Below are 18,689 nucleotides of genomic sequence, written 5' to 3' on the forward strand. Positions count from 1 at the left end.
TAAACTATGAACCCAACTATCAGAAAAACGTTCAACGAAAGCTTTACCGAAGAAAAGTATGCTGATTTTCTGGTAGATCTTAACGCCGGGGTTAAAAGCCCCATAGAGTTTCGCATTGCAGAAACGCCGGTGTTTTTGACGGACGATTTCAGGGATAAACTGATAAAGGCCGGCGATGAGATAGTAGCCACTATATTAAAACCCGGTTTTAAAGATATAACCGAACGCGCTATTCCCGGAGCCTGGCGCATAACCAACGAAAATGCCCACCCGCATTTTATTACACTTGATTTTGGGGTGTGTAAGGATGGTGCGGGCAATATTGTGCCTAAGCTGATAGAACTGCAAGGTTTCCCGTCGTTATACGGGTTCCAGGTGCACCTGGCCGAAAACTACCGCCACGCGTTTGATATCCACGGTAATCAAACCATATTTTTTAATGGCCTTAATAAAAGCAGTTACCTTGATCTGTTGCGCAAAACCATACTTGGCCCCTACCAGCCGGACGAAGTGGTGATAATGGACGTAGATGCGCCGAACCAAAAAACCGCAGTTGATTTTTACCTCACTGAAGGATACATAGGCACGCCGGTAGTTTCTCTTGCCGATCTTATACAGCAAGGCAGCCAGCTTTTTTACCTGCACCACGGCGAACAAAAACGCATCCGCCGTATTTACAACCGCCTGATATTTGACGAGATAGAGAGCGACCCGGAAATATTCGATAAAGTGGTAGATATACGCCAGCCGCTTGATGTGGAATGGGTGGCGCACCCCAGCTGGTTTTACCGTATCAGTAAGTTTACCATGCCTTTGCTGCAAGGAGATTATATACCGAAAACGCAGTTTTTGCACGAGCTTAAAGAAACACCGGCCGACCTGCAAAATTATGTGCTTAAACCACTGTTTAGTTTTGCGGGGCAGGGAGTTATTATTGATATTATGGATGGCGACATTGAGAAGATAAAAGACCCCGAAAACTGGATATTACAGGAAAAGGTAACGTACGAGCCGGTTTTGAAATCGCCGGACGGAGGTGTTAAGATCGAAATTAGGCTGATGTACCTGTGGCCCGATGGCGATGCTAAGCCTACACTTGCCATTAATCTGGCAAGGCTTAGCAAGGGCAAAATGATAGGCGTTAGGTATAATAAGGATTTTAACTGGGTGGGCGGTACGGTAGCTTTTATGCATAAGTAAGCTTATACTATTTTTAACATCCGTACGTATATAATAAAGTATTAATTTTGCGACATGAACATACAGTCAATTATTATCATCGTATTGTTTGTTGCTGCGGTATTTTACGTTGGCCGGTTGCTGTATAAGAGCGTATTCGTCAAAAAAGGCTGTGGTAACAATTGCAAATGCGGTGTCGATTTTTCTGATATCGAGGCTATTAAACAGGCTAAATAATTTGTATTTATTTTTCCTTGTCACTATTTATCGTTTAAATCCCGTTCATGTCTTCTAATAACAAGCAGATATTTCAGGCTGATAATCCCGGCAGGTGGAACCGTTTTAAATGGATCAGCCGTATTTTATTAGTGGTATTTGTAGTGGGTGTTGTAGCGGCGGTAGTTACTGTTACCTCAACAGAATACCCTATAATCCCCGACCTTAACCCTGCGCCCAAAAAGCTTTCTAAGGCCGAGCTCGAAGCCTTGAAAAAATCAAAGCGGTATGCCGATTTTAAGATAGAAAAGGCCGAAATAGAGGTGCTGGACAAGGCACGGCGCCTGCATCAGTTAAAACACCCTAATAACGAAAACCGTATAAACGCGGGCTTTTACAAGGCCTGGGAAGCGCAGGCCTATAATTCGCTTGTTGACCACATGGCCAGGTTGGACATGGTGGTAACTGAGGGCTTCGCTTTCTCGCCAGGGGCCGATACGTTAAAAGTTAGTATTGATACAGGCCTTATCAACCTCAACAAAAAGTATAAGAAGCAGGTACTGGTAACACTATCCAATTATGTTAACTATGATAACGTAAGGGGTGGTTATGATGTTAAAGATGTGCTTCGCGTATTTAAAAATAAAAAGCTGCGTGTGGCATTTATCAACAGCATGGCAGCTGCGCTTCAGCGTTATAAATTTAACGGGATCAATATTGATATAGAAGACCTGCCCGACCGGAATGGTAAAGAGATGGTTGCCTTCCAGAACGATCTCTACACCATATTTCACGCTCAAAAACTGCTTGTAACAACCAACGTTATACCGCACGACGAAGAGTTTGACCTGAAGCGTTTGCAGCACATTAACGATTTTTTATTCGTAATGGCTATCGATCAGCATTCAGACATGAGCAACCCGGGCGATATATCGCACCAGCATTGGGTTGAAGAAATACTGGACGAGGTTTGCTCACAAATACCCAGCGAAAAGGTTATACTGACTATTGCCGGCGGCGGCTACGACTGGCGCGAAGGGAGCGTTGGTACGCCCATTGGCTACCCACAGGCCGTAAGCACCGCAAAAGAAAACAACAAGAACATAGCTTACGACCCGGAATCGGCTAACCTGCATTACAACTACCTGGGTACCGATAGCCTTAACCATACAGTTTACTTTGCCGACGCGGCCACCAATTTCAATATCATTCGCATGGCCGACGACTGGGCTACAGGCGGAGTAGCTTTATGGCGTATGGGTGCCGAAGACCCGCGCCTGTGGACATTCTTCCAAAAAAACCTTTCGATAGATTCGTTGAAGAAAACCGGTGTGGATATTAAGCACTTTACTACTGTTGGGTTAAATAATAAGATTGATTACGCCGGTGAAGGGGGCGAAGTGCTCGACCTGATCACTACGCCTACTACGGGCCACATCGATGTTAAGATGGATACATCCACGTACACCATCACCAATCAAAAATACATAAAGCTGCCTACAAAATATGTTATACGCCGATACGGTTATAAGCCCGGCAAGGTTGTTTTAACTTTTGACGATGGCCCCGATCCGGAATTTACACCCCGGATACTCGACATACTAAAACGTGAAAGGGTCCCCGCATCGTTTTTCGTAGTGGGCTCTATGGTAGAGAAGAATATCCCTATCCTTAAACGTATTTACGACGAAGGTTACGAAATTGGTAACCACACATTTTTTCATCCGGATATCTCGACCATAAGTTTAGACAGGGTTAACCTGGAGTTGAACTCCACCCGTAAGCTTATCGAATCCATCACCGGCCGGAGCACTATATTGTTTCGCCCGCCGTTTAACGCGGATGCCGAACCGCAAACCCTTGCCGAGGTTATACCCGTGGCTGAAAGCCGCAGGCAAAGCTATATTACGATAGGCGAGTCCATCGATCCGTGGGACTGGCAGCCCGGTGTAACTGCCGACAGCATTATTGCCCGCACCATTAAACAAAAGGATAACGGCAGTATGATACTGCTGCATGATGCAGGCGGCGATACCCGGGAAGAAACGGTAAAGGCATTACCGGCCATCATCCATTTTTTTAAGAAGAACGGTTACGAGTTTACTACCATTGCTGATGTTTTGGGAAAAACCAAAGACGACCTGATGCCACCGGCGGAAAAGGAAAGCAAAAGTTTTTGGGGTAAATATTACGACATTGTTGTGGTGGGGTTCTTTTTAGGGAATAAATTTCTTTTTTACCTGTTCCTGTCGGCTATATTTTTAGCCATGGGCCGTATAATACTGATCGGCATTTTAGCGGCGCGGCAGTTTTCGCTTAACAAAAAAATTGATGCCGCCCCGCATCCTCAGCCCCCTGTAAGCATTATTGTACCTGCATATAACGAAGAGATTACCGCTATAAAAACCATACAAAGCCTTTTAAAGACGGAGTACACCAACTTTAATATCATTTTTGTTGACGACGGATCAAAGGACAGGACCTTTGAGGTGGTTTCAGAGGCATATGCCAACCATCCGCTGGTAACAGTGTTAACTAAGCCAAACGGGGGCAAAGCATCGGCGCTTAACTTTGGCATCACCCATGCCGAACACGATTTTGTGGTTTGTATTGATGCCGATACGCAGTTAAAAACCGACGCCATTTACCACTTAATGGCTTATTTTACCGATGAAGAAATTGGCGCTGTTGCGGGTACTGTAAAAGTTGGAAACGAAAATAATATCATCACCAAATGGCAGTCGATAGAATATATCACCGCCCAAAATATGGACCGCCGTGCCTTTGATATCATCAATAGCATTACGGTGGTGCCGGGGGCCATCGGGGCGTTCCGCAAGTCTGCATTGTTCAGGGCAGGGGGCTTTACTTATGATACGCTGGCCGAGGATTGCGATCTTACCATGCGTATTTTAAAGCAGGGTTATGTGGTGAAAAATTGCGCCGAGGCAGTTGCCTATACCGAGGCGCCAGAAACTATAAATGCGTTGCTAAAACAGCGCTTTCGTTGGAGTTTTGGGGTAATGCAAAGTTTCTGGAAAAACCGCGACGCGCTGTTCAATAAAAAATTCAGGTATTTTGGTATGGTGGGGATGCCCAACATCCTTATCTTCCAGATCATATTGCCGTTATTTTCGCCCTTGGCCGATCTGATCATGATACTGGGGCTTTTTGGCAGCCACCCCGAGAAGATGCTCACCTATTATGCGGTTTTTGTATTGATCGATTTCCTGGTGGGCATATTGGCCTTCAGGATGGAAAAGGAAGATTACCGCAAGCTGGTTTACATTATACCTCAGCGCTTTATATGGCGCCAATTGATGTATTATATTCTGTTCAAATCTATCCGCAAGGCTTTAAAAGGCGAATTGAGCACCTGGGGCGTACTTAAACGCACCGGGAATGTAAAGGTGAACGCAGAGGAAAAGAAAACAAAACCGGTAGTTATAGCCATACTTGTTTTTACAATCGCGGCAGCTGTTTACTTTTTGTACACATATATCAGCAACAGGTAATACGGCGGTCCGCCGGGCATCAGTTCAATTTAAAACGTGAGTTTGAGCGCGGCGGTTTGTAAGGGCACCACTAACAACGATTAGCAGTGGTTTGCTTTTCTTCCAATCACTCAACGAACCCTAGAATTTTATAAACTACACGCGCTCTATTAAACATACGGCATAGGCAACCACGCCTTCTTCGCGGCCTATAAAACCAAGCTGCTCGTTAGTGGTAGCTTTTATCGATATATCTTCGATATCAATGCCCGCAGCTTTGGCAATATTGTCCTGCATGGCCGGTATATGAGGGTTTATTTTGGGGGCTTCCAGGCAAACCATGGCATCAATATTGCCTATCTGCCAGTTTTTTTCGGCCAGCAAAGCCACTACATGTTGTAATAATATCAGGCTGCTAATGCCTTTCCATCTATCATCTTTATTAGAAAAATGGAAGCCAATATCGCGCAGGTTAGCAGCGCCCAACAGGGCGTCGCATATGGCGTGCAGCAGCACGTCGGCATCAGAGTGCCCGTAAGCGCCGGCGGTGTGTTCAAGGTTTACGCCGCCCAGTATAAAAGGGTGTTGTTGTTTTAGCTGATGTACATCAAAACCAAAACCTACTTTAATTTTAGCCATTTATTTTTTAGAAGCATTATTGGTGCCGCCAAACCCAGCCGACAAAGTAAAACGCAGTGTGTTTGCCAGCGGACTGTTTTGCTGGCTGGCTATCAGGTACGAAAAATCGAAGGCGAATACATCATATTTCAGCCCGAAACCCGCAGTAGCGTAGTGCCTGCCGCCCTTACTGGGGTTTTCGTAAAAGTAACCCGCCCTTAGTGCAAAAAGGTTGTTGTAGGTATACTCTACCCCTGGCGATAGCGTAATTTCCTTTAACTCTTCGCTAAACCCTCCGGGTGCATCAGCAAACGAGCCAAAAATTCCGGCCGGTACCGATACATCATCATTTTTGCCCTTGATGATATTACCATCGTTGTCGCGTATTGGCGGCGTTGGCACCAATAGCTTATTGATATCAAAAGCGATGGTAAACCTGCTCATGTCGTCAACATTCCAGGTATTGGCTACGCCCAACTTTAAGTTGGCCGGCAAAAAGTAACTTTGGCCGGTTGTGGCATAGCTTATTTTATTGCCGATGTTTGAAATATTAGCGCCGAAAGCAAACACGGCGTTATCGCCATATGGCTTGTTATAAAATAATGATACTCCGGCAGATACCGCATTGCCTGCCTTGCTTTGCTGAGCTGAACCCGCTACGAAAGCGCCGTTGCTAAAATTCGAATAGATATAACGGAGTGTTAAGCCCAACGAAAGGTTTTCGCCAAACTTACGCGCAAAAGACGCATCAATTGAAAATTCGCTGGGTTTATAAACGCCCTGGTCGGTTTGGTTATCGTCTATCAGTTGTATCGATCCCAGGTTAAAATAACGCAGCGAAGCGCCAAAGGTATTCCTGTCATCAATTTTATGCGCATAACTGAAATAGGCGAGGTTAACATCGGGCACCAGGTGCCTTAGCCAGGGGCTGTACGATAAAGCGATGTCGTTATTATTTTCAAGAAATGCAAGCTTTGCCGGGTTCCAGTAATTGGCATTAACATCTGGCGATAACGCAACCCCTGCTTCGCCCATAGCTCCCGAGCGTGAATCGGGCGATATATTCAGGAACGGTACAGCTGTGGGTATGGCGTTTGACGAACTACCATCCGAGCCCGGGTTGCCGTTTTGTGCCGTAGCCAGCGCGGGCAAGGCCAGTAGTATAGCTAAAGCAAGGTTTCTGGTGTTCAAGAACTTCATTGGTGCAATTTAGTCTTATTATTTAAAAATAATAAAAATATGCTAACGTTATTACCGCAATACTTTATATGCAATGTGGTATAAACTGGTTATGATTTAAATTATTGTAACTCCGTCTATAAAATATCCGTTTAACAAAGTTTTAGGGATAAACTTGTTACAGACACATTTTTATAATTGATTTTTTCTAAATTTACCTCTGAATATATTTTGCAAAATATGAAAGTACTTACTAATACTGCTTTGGTGTTGGGGGCGTTAGGTGTTATGCTTAGCAGCTGCAGTAAACGTCAGCAATCACAAAAAACAGGCTTAGCTTACAACGACCGGACAAATGGCGGCTATCTAAGATATCAACAAAGCCACCCTACCCCGGGCCCGGGCCTTGTACCAATTGAGGGCGGAACTTTTGTTTTAGGCGGCAGCGCCGACCAGGATGTTACCTACGAGTATAACAACATGCGCCGCAGGGTAACTGTTCCGTCGTTTTACATGGATGAAACAGAGGTATCTAACCAGGACTGGCTGGATTACCTGCACTGGATAAATATTACCTTCCCTAACGATAACGAATTGTACTATAACGCCCTGCCGGATACGCTGGTATGGCGTAGACCTTTATCATACAACGAGCCTTACGTAGATAACTACCTGCGCCATCCTGCGTTTCAGGATTACCCCGTAGTTGGTGTTACCTGGGAGCAGGCCCAGGATTATTGCGTGTGGCGCACCGACCGTACCAATGAAAATATTTTGCGCGAACGCGGCAACCTGGTTACGTGGAAGGACCAGGCAAGGAATCAGGCAGGGGCCGGTGGTGCAAATGGAACTGCTAATGCCGGTGGTGCAAACGGAACAACCGCTAATGCTACTACGTCAACAAACCTGCCATATAATACGGATATGTACCTAAACGGGCAATATCAAGGCCAGGGAATCGATGGTAAAAAAATGATGACCGACCTTAACCCTAATGCTAAGCCCACCGGTACCAATAAGCGTGCTGTAAGGCCTGTGCGTTTAGAGGATGGCATATTAAAGCAGGGTTACCGTTTGCCGTCAGAAGCTGAATGGGAATATGCCGCTTTGGCACTTGCAGGTAACACTCAGTTCGAAAACATAAATGATGGCCGTGTATATCCATGGGATGGCCTTGGGGTGCGTTCGCCCAAAAAGACTACCCGTGGTTTGATATTGGCCAACTTTAAACGCGGCGCCGGCGATAACGCCGGAGTTGCGGGAGGCTTAAATGACAAGGCCATTATAACAGCGCCTGTACGTTCGTACCAGCCGAATGATTTTGGTTTGTATAACATGGCGGGCAACGTTAACGAGTGGGTGGCCGATACTTATCGCCAAACATCGTTTGAAGAAGTAGACGACCTTAACCCTTTTCGTGGTAACCAGTTTACCAATAAACGCCTTGCCGACCCTGCAAAGGGCCTTTACGCAAAAGATAAATACGGCCGCCCTATTAAAGACCCGGCCCGCTCAAATAAAAAATTGAAATACGCCGATATGATAGCACAGCAACAAGCCCAGGCTGCCGGTGCTGCAAATAACGGCGCACAACCTGCTGTTACAGCAAATGCAGATCCTCTGGCGGGTAAACCTTACACTTCGGACTACAGGGGTTATGGCGACTCTGTGAATACCAGTTTGTACGGTACCACCACCTTAGTGAACGACCACTCGAAGGTGTACAAAGGCGGGTCGTGGAACGACATGGCTTACTGGCTTAACCCGGCAACCCGCCGGTTTGCCGATCAGGAGAGCACCAGCGCCGAAATTGGTTTCCGATGCGCAATGACCATGGTGGGCGCGCCTGAGATACACCCTGAAGGCAAACCGCATTACCCTGTAAAAAGACCAAAAAACTATAAAGCACGCTAATAGCTGTAAAGGCAAAACTTTAAGTCCCTGACGGTTAACCGGCAGGGACTTTTTATTTGCATACAACACGCCGCGATGCGGCTTAGGCATCAGATAATTGTAAAATGCCAGCTGCTCTTCCAATTGCCATATATTAAGCGTATCTTTGCGCCAAATTTATAAGGCCGCATTTCATGCAAAAAATAAGAAATATTGCGATTATCGCACACGTTGACCACGGTAAAACCACATTGGTTGATAAGATTTTACACAGTTGCGCCATCTTCCGTGAAGGACAGGAGACCGGTGAACTGATATTAGACAATAACGACCTGGAGCGCGAGCGTGGTATTACCATCGTATCAAAAAACGTTTCGGTAATGTATAAAGATGTTAAGATAAACATTATTGATACCCCTGGTCACGCCGACTTTGGCGGCGAGGTTGAACGTGTGTTAAAAATGGCCGACGGCGTTTTGCTGCTTTGCGATGCCTTTGAAGGCGCTATGCCCCAAACCCGTTTTGTAACCCAAAAAGCTTTGGCCCTGGGCTTAAAGCCAATTGTGGTTGTGAACAAAGTAGATAAAGAGAACTGCCGCCCCGAAGAAGTTTACGAACAGATATTTGAACTGTTTTTTAACCTTGAGGCTACCGAAGAACAACTGGATTTCCCGGTTATCTATGGTTCGTCTAAACAAGGTTGGATGAGCACCGACTACAAAACACCAACTGAAGATATTTTTCCGTTAATGGATGCCATTTTGGCAAATATACCGCCGGCGCCTATCAACGAAGGTTCGCTGCAAATGCAGATCACGTCATTAGATTATTCATCTTTCGTTGGTCGTATCGCTATCGGTCGTGTGGCACGTGGTACCATTAAAGAAAATATGCCGGTATCATTGGTTAAGCGCGATGGCACCATTCAAAAATCGCGTATCAAGGAACTTTACACTTTTGAGGGATTAGGAAAGGTTAAAGCCGCATCGGTTAACGCCGGCGATATTTGCGCCGTTGTGGGTATCGAAGGTTTTGATATTGGCGATACTATTGCTGATTTTGAAAATCCGGAGCAACTTGAGGTAATCAAAATTGATGAGCCTACCATGAACATGCTCTTCACCATCAACACATCTCCGTTTTTTGGTAAAGAGGGCAAATTTGTAACATCGCGCCACCTGCGCGACCGTTTGTATAAAGAGATGGAAAAAAACCTGGCGCTTAAAGTTGTTGAAACTGAATCGCCCGATTCATACCTGGTGTACGGCCGCGGTATCCTCCATTTATCAGTATTGATAGAAACCATGCGCCGTGAAGGTTACGAGTTACAAGTAGGCCAGCCGCAGGTTATTGTAAAGGAAATTGACGGTGTGAAATGCGAGCCGGTTGAAACCCTTATAGTAGATGTACCGGCAGATGTTGCAGGTAAAGTTATTGAATTGGTTACACAGCGCAAAGGCGACCTGTTGGTGATGGAGCCTAAAGGCGACTTACAACACCTTGAGTTTGATATACCTGCACGCGGTATTATCGGTTTGCGTAATAACGTGTTAACTGCCACCGGTGGCGAGGCTATAATGGCGCACCGCTTTAAGGCTTACGAGCCATGGAAAGGCAATATCCCCGGACGTTTAAGCGGCGTTTTAGTATCTATGGATACCGGCAAAACCACCGCTTTTGCCATTGATAAATTGCAAGATCGCGGCCGTTTCTTTATCGATCCGGGTGTGGATATTTACGAAGGCCAGATATTAGGCGAGCACATACGCGATAACGATTTGGTTATTAACCTTACCAAAGGCAAGCAGCTAACAAACATGCGTGCATCAGGTAGCGATACCAACGTACGTATAGCGCCTGCTATCAAGTTCTCATTAGAAGAATCAATGGAATATATACAAGCTGATGAATACATCGAGGTTACCCCGCAAAGTATCCGCATGCGTAAAATATTCCTGAACGAGAACGAAAGAAGGATAAACGCCAAGAAGTTTCAGAGCCAGTAACTGAGTTAAAGGTAAGGCGCCTGACCGATCTTGAAGCTAATAAAAAGCAAAGGGCTTTCCTAACGGAGAGCCCTTTGCTTTTTATATATTTGCGCTATATATGCGCATACCCAGCATCCCCGGATTTGACCAGCAGGCCTTTGAAAAGTATTTTAAAAATACCGGCTGGCTTTTAATAGCCCGGGTTGGCAGCATGATCGTTAAGTTTTTAATTAACAGTGTGCTGCTATCGCGATACCTTAGTACCGAACAGTTTGGTGTTTTAAATTACCCTATGGCCATTGTTACTTTTACCATGGCTATAGCTGCGCTTGGTTTGGATGGCTTTATCACCCGCGAGTTGCTTACGCATCCGGAAAGGAAGAACGCTTTGCTGGGCACGGCGTTTTGGCTCCGGCTTGCGGCAGGTATATTAACTTTACCTTTGGTTTACGGAGTTTATACACTGCTGTCGTTAGCCAAGCCGTTAGAAACTCCGTTTAGTTATGTTTTAATAGTGGCCTGTACATCAGTGGTGCAATCTGTAAACATTATCGACAGCTTTTTTCAGTCGAGGGTGCAGGGAAAAAGTATTATGCTGGTACAAGTATCGGGTAATATTGCATCGGCAGTTATCAAATTGCTGTTTATAGTATTGCAGCTGCCGCTTATATGGTTCGTTTATTCGTTAGTGCTCGATACGGCTTTATTGGCGGTGGGGTATATCATACTTTACAGACAGAATGGAGAACGCATAAGTAATTGGACTTATGATAAGCGCATAACCGGCTATCTGCTCAGGCATTCGTGGCCGCTTGCGTTTTCGGCCATATTGGTAACCGTTTACATGAAGATAGACCAGGTTATGATACCTATGTATGAAAATGCGAGCCAGCTTGGTATTTACAATACGGCAGCCAGCCTCAGCGAAAACTGGTATTTTATTCCTGTAGCTATAGTAACCTCAATATTTCCGGCCATTATGCATGCGCGTAAAACTGAAATAGAGCGATACTATAAACGATTGCAAAACCTGTACGATTTGATGGTGGTGTTAAGCCTGGGCATTGCCATTGTTATGAGTTTGGGCTCAAATTTAATTTATCATCTATTGTACAAGCCCGCATACTGGCCCGGAGCCCCTGTATTAGCCGTACATGTTTGGGCTGGTGTGTTCGTGTTTTTAGGCAGCGCCAGCGGCCAGTATCTGATAGCCGAAGGGTATTTTAAACTGTCGATGTTGCGTACCGGTGTTGGCGCTATAATAAATATTATCCTTAATTTATTTTTCATTCCGCGTTATGGCATTATTGGCGCGGCTTATGCCACTCTAATAGCCTATGCGGCCGCAACGTTTTTTATATTGTTTATCCCCAAAACAAGAGGGCAGGGGGTTATGATGTTAAAATCGTTATTTTTGATTTCACTTTTTCAAAAGATTGTAAAACGTTGAGTACATTTTCATCATTAATAAAAGTATTAACCCATCCGTCGCACCTGCGTGCGCTGTTGTCGTTTGATAAAAAAGGGTATCTGAATGATATTGGCTGGTTTAAAGCCTTTGATACCCGGTCGCCTGTTGATAATGATGGCAATCCAATTCCCTGGGTTACCTATTCTTTTATCGACTTTATAAAAACCAGGCTTAATAAAGATCACATGGTGTTTGAGTTTGGTTCGGGTAATTCAACATACTTTTACGCCAAATATGCTGGTTCGGTAGTGTCTGTTGAACATGATAAGGAGTGGTTTGACAAAATAGACCGATCTGGAAATAAACCGGCTAATGCAGAACTCATATATAGCGAGCTGATAAAAGGGGGCGATTATTGCCGCATGCCTGTTAAGCTAAACAAAAAGTTTGATATTATTATTGTTGATGGCCGCGATAGGGTAAATTGCTGCAAGCAGGGCGTCGAGGCGTTATCGCCAAACGGCGTTATGGTATTGGACGATTCTGAACGCGACGTTTACCAGGAAGGTATAGACTTTTTGATAAGTAAAGGATTTAAGCACTTATTACTGAGTGGGATATCCCCGGGACTTTTTTACCGTAAGTCAACATCGGTTTTTTATAAAGCTGATAATTGTTTGGATATATAATGAACAATGGAAAGCATCAGCCACAACCTGAAAAAGGCGTACAACGATCTGTACCAGGGCCATGACGAGGCGTGGCGTATGCTTGGTGCAAAGTATAAGGCACATCATATTATTACTGTATGCAAGGGCCAAACGTTTAATAAGATACTGGAAGTTGGCTCGGGCGATGGCAGTGTGTTAAAAAAATTATCGGAATATAATTTCGGGTCTGAATATTATGCGGTAGATGTCTCTGAAAGCGCGGTAGCATACACCCGCGCACGGAATATCAAAAACCTGGTATCGGTACAGGTTGTTGAAGGGTACCAGCTGCCCTTTGCAGATAATAGCTTTGATCTGGTTATTTTGTCACATGTATTGGAGCATGCAGAACATGAGCGCCTCTTGCTGCGCGAGATCAAACGCTTAAGCAAGCATGTTGTGATAGAGGTTTCGGTTGATTATAAGACAAACGCCGATAAACGCATACAGCATTTTTTGTCATATGGGCTTATCAATATTTATACACCAACAACTTTAAGATATCTATTACAGACCGAAGGCTATAAGATCAAAACAGATATGTATTCTATCATTTGGCCCGAAGTTACGCGCTATAACACCTTTATCAATCAAAAGAAACCCGGAAAGTTTATCGACAGGTTTAAGATACTGGCAGCCTACGCCATAAAAAATACCATAGTTGAACTTAGCGATTCGTTCCGGGAGCGACTGGCCAATGCGTATACGGTGTTATGTACTACGGCCGGTAAGCAGCCCGGTATATTTAATCAAACAACAACAGGGTCTCAAAATTCATCAATACCTATTCATTAATTGGAATCCATAGCACCTATAGCGCTTTTTGTATATAACAGGCCGTATCATACAGGTCAAACACTGAGTTATTTGCAAAAAAATTTATTGGCGGCCGAGTCGCCTTTGTATATATTTTCGGACGGGGCTAAAACCTTGGCTGATAAGGCCAGTGTAGAAGCCGTTAGGCGTGTAGCAGCGGGAGCATCGGGTTTTAAATCGGTTAAAGTTATTGAGCGTGATCAAAATATGGGGCTTGCCAATTCCATCATCAGCGGGGTTACACAATTGGTTAACCAATATGGCAGCGTAATTGTATTTGAAGATGATTTGATATCATCGCCCTATACACTGCAATATTTTAATGATGCGTTAATACGTTACGCTAACCAGGATCAGGTAATGCATATTGGAGCATATATGTTTCACCTGCAGGACAAATCGTTGCCCGAAAGCTTTTTTTTTAGAGCCGCTACCAGTTGGGGTTGGGCTACATGGGCGCGCGCCTGGAAAAACTTTGAGCCCGATATTGATACGCTGATGGCGCAGTTCGACGCAGAAAAAATACGCCGCTTCTCGATAGATGGCACCATGAACTTCTGGAAACAGATGCAGGAGTTTAAGGCCCGTAAAAACAATTCATGGGCAATACGATGGTATGCATCGGTGTTTTTAAAGAACGGGCTCACCTTAAACCCAAGCAAATCGCTTATACACAATATAGGGCATGACGGCACCGGCGTCCATTCTAATATCGAGCACATGTACAGTGTACAGGTGGCGCAGCAGCCCGTATGTTTTTACCCGGATAAAATAGAAGAAAACGTAAAGGCTTATCATGCTATTAAGCATTTTTTAAAAAACCGGAAAGGTGGCTTTTTGCAGCGGGGTATGCGTTTTGTCAAACAACTCCGGGCGAAATATATGCTAAGAAGGGTTTAACTTATCAACATATTTCCAAATAAAATGCAAGTTGTTGATAAAAAAAAGTTATTTAATATTGTCTACTAAGTATATAGATATTATATTTGGGTAATTATTATATATCCTACCCAACCAATTGTTCTTTATGATATAATGAGGTCAGTAAAAACACAAAAAGAGAAAACCAAAAATTTTCTCTTTTTTGGTTTTAAAACATTGGTACACTCTGTGGTGTTATACCTAAAATAACTAAGCCATGATAGAAGAGAAAGATACCAGCCCCGCTTATAAAGATGGTAAATACGAGTTTGAAATGCATTACTCTGGTCGCGAAGTACCATGCCGTGTTCAAAAGGAACAAAACAAGCTTGATGTATGTATAGATAAAAATATAGAGGCCGAACTCACCGTTCAGGATGACGGTTGCCTTGTGCAGACCGGCGGAACCGAACTTCCCGATTCGGCCGTTGATTATATCAAAAAACGCATATTTGGCTAACGGCCTGTAACCATCATTAAAGGGTACCGGGTGTGGCGATAGATATCTGTTAATATTGCTATTGCCGCTAAACCCAGTACCCTTTTTTATTCCCGCCTTTAAATGTTATGCCTGTGAACGTTACTTACCTTAATCAAACTCTCCGCATCCTTTTATTATTTATTTTGGTGTTTGGCGCCCTGTATTTTGCATCGGCCGTTTTGATACCGCTTACCTTTGGGGCAGTATTATCCATGCTGCTTTTACCATTGTGCCACTGGCTGCAAGGTAAAGGAATGGGTAACGGTTTTGCATCTGTTTTAAGTGTATTAGCGCTGCTTGTAGTTATAGGGGGTATTATTACACTGTTGCAATACCAACTGAGCGATCTAACGGACGATCTTTCAAAGATCGAAGAACGGGTGGGAAGCCTTGTTGCGGGCGTTAAAGATTATGTAAATCAACATTTTGGCATATCGCACCGCGAACAGACAAAGATAATAAAGGAACAGCAAAGCGGCGGTATGGGTAAGGTTGCGGGTATGGTAACCACGCTTGCAGGCTCGTTGGTTGGGATAATTATAGATGCCGTGCTGGTAGTGGTATATACCTTCCTGTTCATGTTCTATCGCGTTCATTTTAAAAAGTTTATACTGCGTTTGTTTAAGCCAGATAACCGCAAAGACGCCGAAACTGTACTTACCAGCGCAGGTGTAGTTACCCAAAACTATTTAGGGGGCTTGGGCCTGATGATTGTAATGCTTTGGGTAATGTATGGCATTGGGTTTACTATTGCCGGAGTTAACAACGCGCTGTTTTTTGCCGTATTGTGCGGCATACTCGAACTGGTGCCTTTTGCAGGTAATATTACCGGCACATCCATTACCGTTTTAATGGCTTTGGCGCAAAGCGGCGATACCCGGGTTGTAGCAGGGGTATTGATAACCTATGGACTGGTACAATTTATACAAACTTATGTGCTTGAACCCCTGGTTGTTGGCGACAGGCTTAACATCAATCCGCTGTTTACTATCCTCATAATAGTGGTGGGCGAAGCAGTGTGGGGTATTCCCGGCATGATACTGGCTGTGCCGCTGCTGGGGATATTTAAAATAGTTTGCGACCATTGCGAACCATTAAATGATTACGCCTTTTTAATTGCCCCGCCTAAAGAGAAAAAAGGAGAACAGGGTAATTTTATAACACGTTTATTCAAGCGCGCAAAGTAACGATCTGACGTTCGGCGGGCGCGGTATTTACTTTTTGGCGGCAGTAATACCTTTTACATTTACCGATATGATGCTGGCATGCTTCATACCAAGTGTTTCGCCGGGGATGGTTGTTAAAAACAGTTTAAGATACGTGTTCATGATGGCGGTAGAAACTTTTATGAAGTTTGCCTCGGCTTTTTTATCGCCCAAAAAAACAACCAGCGGTTTACTGTAATGCCATACACCGGCCGAATCTACCACCGCCTCGAACGAATAGTCAAAATCCTGGTAAGCTTTGTTAATAACTATATTGTAAACCGGGTTCAAATAATCATCATCCGTACTGTATTTGTTATCTAAAAGACTGGGTACTGCTTTATTCTTATCAACCGTAACATTGGGGTTTTTACTGATAAGCTGCACCGGTTGCGATGCGGCAAATGCTTTCTTAATGTCAGCGTTGGCCTTGTTTACCAAACTACGAATAAAAACGGTATCCTGTTTGCCGGGGCGCTGCAGTAACGCAACATCGGTGTGTAATTTGTTTTTTATAAAATCCTCGGAATAAAGCTTCATCGTCACACGCGACTTATTAAGGTTCATCGAGTCGCCATCTGTTTCGAGCAGGGCAAACACAAGGCTATCCTTACTCATTGTTTTCATTTTTAAAAATGCGTGGGCAATATTAAAAACAGAGTCGGTACCCAAAGCCAGTGGAAAGTTGAAGAATTGTTTTTTTACCGGGCTATACAGGGCAGCAGAGTCTGCCGATACAAACTGAAGCCTCCAGTCGGGCACCAGGTGAAAGCCATACTCGTTAAACGATAGCCCATTATTTTGCTTGCGCGACACCTCTAAAAATGTAATACCTTCTACATCTTTAAAAGATATTTTAAATTTTTCTTTCTTTTTAGGGCCACAGCCGGTAAAAAAGATAAGTGATGATATTAAAATTAATGATGGTTTTATTGCTTTTTGATAGATGGCGGGCATGATGCTAAAATATAAAAATTGTTTTAGTTGCAAGGAAAACACATCGTAACATTATCGGGTAATTTATAACCGATATTTGGCTTGGCATTATTGTTTGGCTTATTGTTTTTTGTTATCTTTAATATAACCAAGTGTTTGTATATGACAGCTTTATCACCAGCCCTTATCGTTAAAATTGTAATTGGGTTATTAATAACAACAGGAGGCGTGGCTTTAATATTTAAGTTTTTTAATAAACAAAAGCCCATAACCAAAATATCTTCAAACGATGTGCCCAAAGATATCGAGATCAGCATAGTTGATACCCTGAATACTTATGATGGCATGGCAACGCAGTTGCACCTTACTTACGTATTGTTAGGTTGTATAGCCATTATCTCATCGGTTTTTGTAACAACATTTATAGCCAGCGATACCGCAAAATATTCTTCCGAATATTTACCCTATGTTTCATTTGCCTCAACGGCGTCGTTAACATTAATAACCGCATTTAATTTAGGTGCAAAGGCTAATAATTGCCGTGCGGCATGGCGTTATCTTGATTACGCTTTCTCGCGATACAAGACCAAAGAAATTACTATTGCCGAACTGTTAAAAGCCAGATTTGAAGCGGAAACTATTATGGGCGGGGTAGATTTTCAGTACAACCCTAAATAAGCAAGATTTATCCCAAAACCTCTTCCAGTACCTCGTGCGACCGGATATTGCCAAAACCTTCGATATGCATAGCGTAATATTCCAGTAGTTTATTGATCAGGTAACGTCGCTCGTCGTTACTTAACTTAACTTCATCTGCATTGGCAAAGCTGCTTTGCAGCAAAACATAAAAATTTTTGGTATGCGGCGGCGACAGGTAGTTTAGGCTATCCGGCTTATAATTGCTAAAAACGCCGTCCCTCATATCAAAATAATTGGCCGTAGCCATATTGCCGCCGTGCGGGTAAAAGCCCAGGTACCGCGTTAGCTGAGTTAAAAATACCAAGTGAAAGTTTGCCAGTCCGCGTGTTTTATGGTCAAGCAGTTCGATGGCATTAAAGATAAAATCAAATATGTTTCCGTCGGGCGTTTGCTGCTTTACAGCTTTATACAATACCTCGTTCAGGAACATGGCAATACAGCTTTTAACCACATCGTATGGGATGGTATGAAGGGTAGGCGCGTTCTTTAATTCGGCTATACGCTGCACGTTGCCATTGCTTTTGTGATATACCACCATATCGACCAGGTGCAGCGGCTGAAGCATATTGCGGCCTATTTTGGCCTTTGGCTTTTTTGCCCCATTTATGATGTACGATTGCAGCCCGAATTTTTCGGTAAATATCTGTACCACAACACTACTCTCGCTGTAGTCGGTAGTTTTAAAAACAATGCCGCGGGTTTTATGCAGCATGGCAAAGCAATAATATTTTCATACCGGTTAGCGCTTTTTAAAGTTCTCGACGAGTAGCATCACAAAGCTTATGCAGCCGGCCAGCCCCAAGCCAGCCGAAGCGCCGTTACAAATATCACGGTAGGTTCCGGGTAGTATAAACAACTCGGCCGAGGCAAAAAGTATAAGCGCTGTGCCTAACAGTAAAAAGGTACGGGCAACCTGGTTTTTCATCCCTTTTTGAATTACGTT

General features: G+C 43.9%; 17 protein-coding genes. 12 read left to right on the forward strand and 5 right to left on the reverse strand.

Translation table 11 applies throughout. The annotated features are described in order from the left end of the window. Window positions 1-6 precede the first annotated feature (6 nt). From GWR56_RS08450 to GWR56_RS08460, 3 genes are read left to right on the forward strand one after another with little or no spacing between them, the layout of a single operon-like run. Window positions 7-1,200, forward strand: a complete 1,194-nt coding sequence (locus GWR56_RS08450) for a hypothetical protein (protein ID WP_162430683.1) — start codon at window positions 7-9, stop codon at window positions 1,198-1,200. A 54-nt stretch (window positions 1,201-1,254) separates the two neighbouring features. After that, entirely contained in the window at window positions 1,255-1,416 is a 162-nt protein-coding gene (locus tag GWR56_RS08455) for a FeoB-associated Cys-rich membrane protein (protein WP_162430684.1), read from the forward strand. Between the two features lie 47 nt (window positions 1,417-1,463). Continuing rightward, on the forward strand, window positions 1,464-4,910 hold the full coding sequence (locus GWR56_RS08460) for a glycosyltransferase (protein ID WP_162430685.1): 3,447 nt from the start codon (window positions 1,464-1,466) through the stop codon (window positions 4,908-4,910). A gap of 135 nt (window positions 4,911-5,045) precedes the next feature. On the opposite strand, the gene ispF is transcribed toward GWR56_RS08460, so the two are convergent. Both ispF and porV read right to left on the reverse strand, forming a co-directional pair. Then, the gene (gene ispF, locus GWR56_RS08465) at window positions 5,046-5,528 is read right to left on the reverse strand and encodes a 2-C-methyl-D-erythritol 2,4-cyclodiphosphate synthase (RefSeq protein ID WP_162430686.1); all 483 of its coding nucleotides are present in this window, start codon (window positions 5,526-5,528) and stop codon (window positions 5,046-5,048) included. Next, the gene (gene porV / locus GWR56_RS08470; protein WP_162430687.1) at window positions 5,529-6,707 is read right to left on the reverse strand and encodes a type IX secretion system outer membrane channel protein PorV; all 1,179 of its coding nucleotides are present in this window, start codon (window positions 6,705-6,707) and stop codon (window positions 5,529-5,531) included. It lies immediately after the preceding gene. A gap of 219 nt (window positions 6,708-6,926) precedes the next feature. Here porV and GWR56_RS08475 point away from each other — a divergent pair, with 219 nt between their 5' ends. From GWR56_RS08475 to GWR56_RS08510, 8 genes are all read left to right on the forward strand, one after another. Further along, complete coding sequence (locus tag GWR56_RS08475) at window positions 6,927-8,600, forward strand: SUMF1/EgtB/PvdO family nonheme iron enzyme (RefSeq protein ID WP_162430688.1); 1,674 nt, start codon at window positions 6,927-6,929, stop codon at window positions 8,598-8,600. A 173-nt stretch (window positions 8,601-8,773) separates the two neighbouring features. Further along, the gene (typA, locus tag GWR56_RS08480; protein WP_162430689.1) at window positions 8,774-10,585 is read left to right on the forward strand and encodes a translational GTPase TypA; all 1,812 of its coding nucleotides are present in this window, start codon (window positions 8,774-8,776) and stop codon (window positions 10,583-10,585) included. Between the two features lie 100 nt (window positions 10,586-10,685). Then, window positions 10,686-12,017 carry a flippase gene (locus GWR56_RS08485; protein ID WP_162430690.1) on the forward strand — a complete coding sequence of 444 codons (1,332 nt, stop codon included), beginning with the start codon at window positions 10,686-10,688 and terminating at the stop codon, window positions 12,015-12,017. Beyond that, window positions 12,014-12,667 (forward strand): class I SAM-dependent methyltransferase, encoded by a 654-nt coding sequence (locus tag GWR56_RS08490; RefSeq protein ID WP_162430691.1) that lies wholly within the window; start codon window positions 12,014-12,016, stop codon window positions 12,665-12,667. The genes GWR56_RS08485 and GWR56_RS08490 overlap by 4 nt, the downstream gene beginning before the upstream one ends. Before the next feature lie 6 nt (window positions 12,668-12,673). Further along, on the forward strand, window positions 12,674-13,483 hold the full coding sequence (locus GWR56_RS08495; RefSeq protein ID WP_162430692.1) for a class I SAM-dependent methyltransferase: 810 nt from the start codon (window positions 12,674-12,676) through the stop codon (window positions 13,481-13,483). A 72-nt stretch (window positions 13,484-13,555) separates the two neighbouring features. After that, window positions 13,556-14,404, forward strand: a complete 849-nt coding sequence (locus GWR56_RS08500; protein ID WP_370463818.1) for a sugar transferase — start codon at window positions 13,556-13,558, stop codon at window positions 14,402-14,404. Window positions 14,405-14,642: 238 nt separating this feature from the next. Continuing rightward, window positions 14,643-14,885 (forward strand): hypothetical protein, encoded by a 243-nt coding sequence (locus tag GWR56_RS08505; RefSeq protein ID WP_162430694.1) that lies wholly within the window; start codon window positions 14,643-14,645, stop codon window positions 14,883-14,885. Window positions 14,886-14,992: 107 nt separating this feature from the next. Further along, window positions 14,993-16,093 carry an AI-2E family transporter gene (locus GWR56_RS08510; RefSeq protein WP_162430695.1) on the forward strand — a complete coding sequence of 367 codons (1,101 nt, stop codon included), beginning with the start codon at window positions 14,993-14,995 and terminating at the stop codon, window positions 16,091-16,093. Window positions 16,094-16,120: 27 nt separating this feature from the next. Here the strand turns inward: GWR56_RS08510 and GWR56_RS08515 are convergent, their stop codons facing one another. Next, window positions 16,121-17,068, reverse strand: coding sequence for a hypothetical protein (locus GWR56_RS08515; protein ID WP_162430696.1), 948 nt, complete (start codon window positions 17,066-17,068; stop codon window positions 16,121-16,123). 141 nt (window positions 17,069-17,209) lie between these two features. Here GWR56_RS08515 and GWR56_RS08520 point away from each other — a divergent pair, with 141 nt between their 5' ends. Continuing rightward, window positions 17,210-17,725 carry a hypothetical protein gene (locus GWR56_RS08520; protein WP_162430697.1) on the forward strand — a complete coding sequence of 172 codons (516 nt, stop codon included), beginning with the start codon at window positions 17,210-17,212 and terminating at the stop codon, window positions 17,723-17,725. A 7-nt stretch (window positions 17,726-17,732) separates the two neighbouring features. Here the strand turns inward: GWR56_RS08520 and recO are convergent, their stop codons facing one another. Both recO and GWR56_RS08530 read right to left on the reverse strand, forming a co-directional pair. Then, window positions 17,733-18,458, reverse strand: a complete 726-nt coding sequence (gene recO / locus GWR56_RS08525) for a DNA repair protein RecO (protein ID WP_162430698.1) — start codon at window positions 18,456-18,458, stop codon at window positions 17,733-17,735. A 27-nt stretch (window positions 18,459-18,485) separates the two neighbouring features. Beyond that, complete coding sequence (locus GWR56_RS08530; RefSeq protein ID WP_162430699.1) at window positions 18,486-18,671, reverse strand: hypothetical protein; 186 nt, start codon at window positions 18,669-18,671, stop codon at window positions 18,486-18,488. Window positions 18,672-18,689 lie beyond the last annotated feature (18 nt).

This window comes from Mucilaginibacter sp. 14171R-50 (genome assembly GCF_010093045.1).
Classification (GTDB): Bacteria; Bacteroidota; Bacteroidia; order Sphingobacteriales; family Sphingobacteriaceae; genus Mucilaginibacter.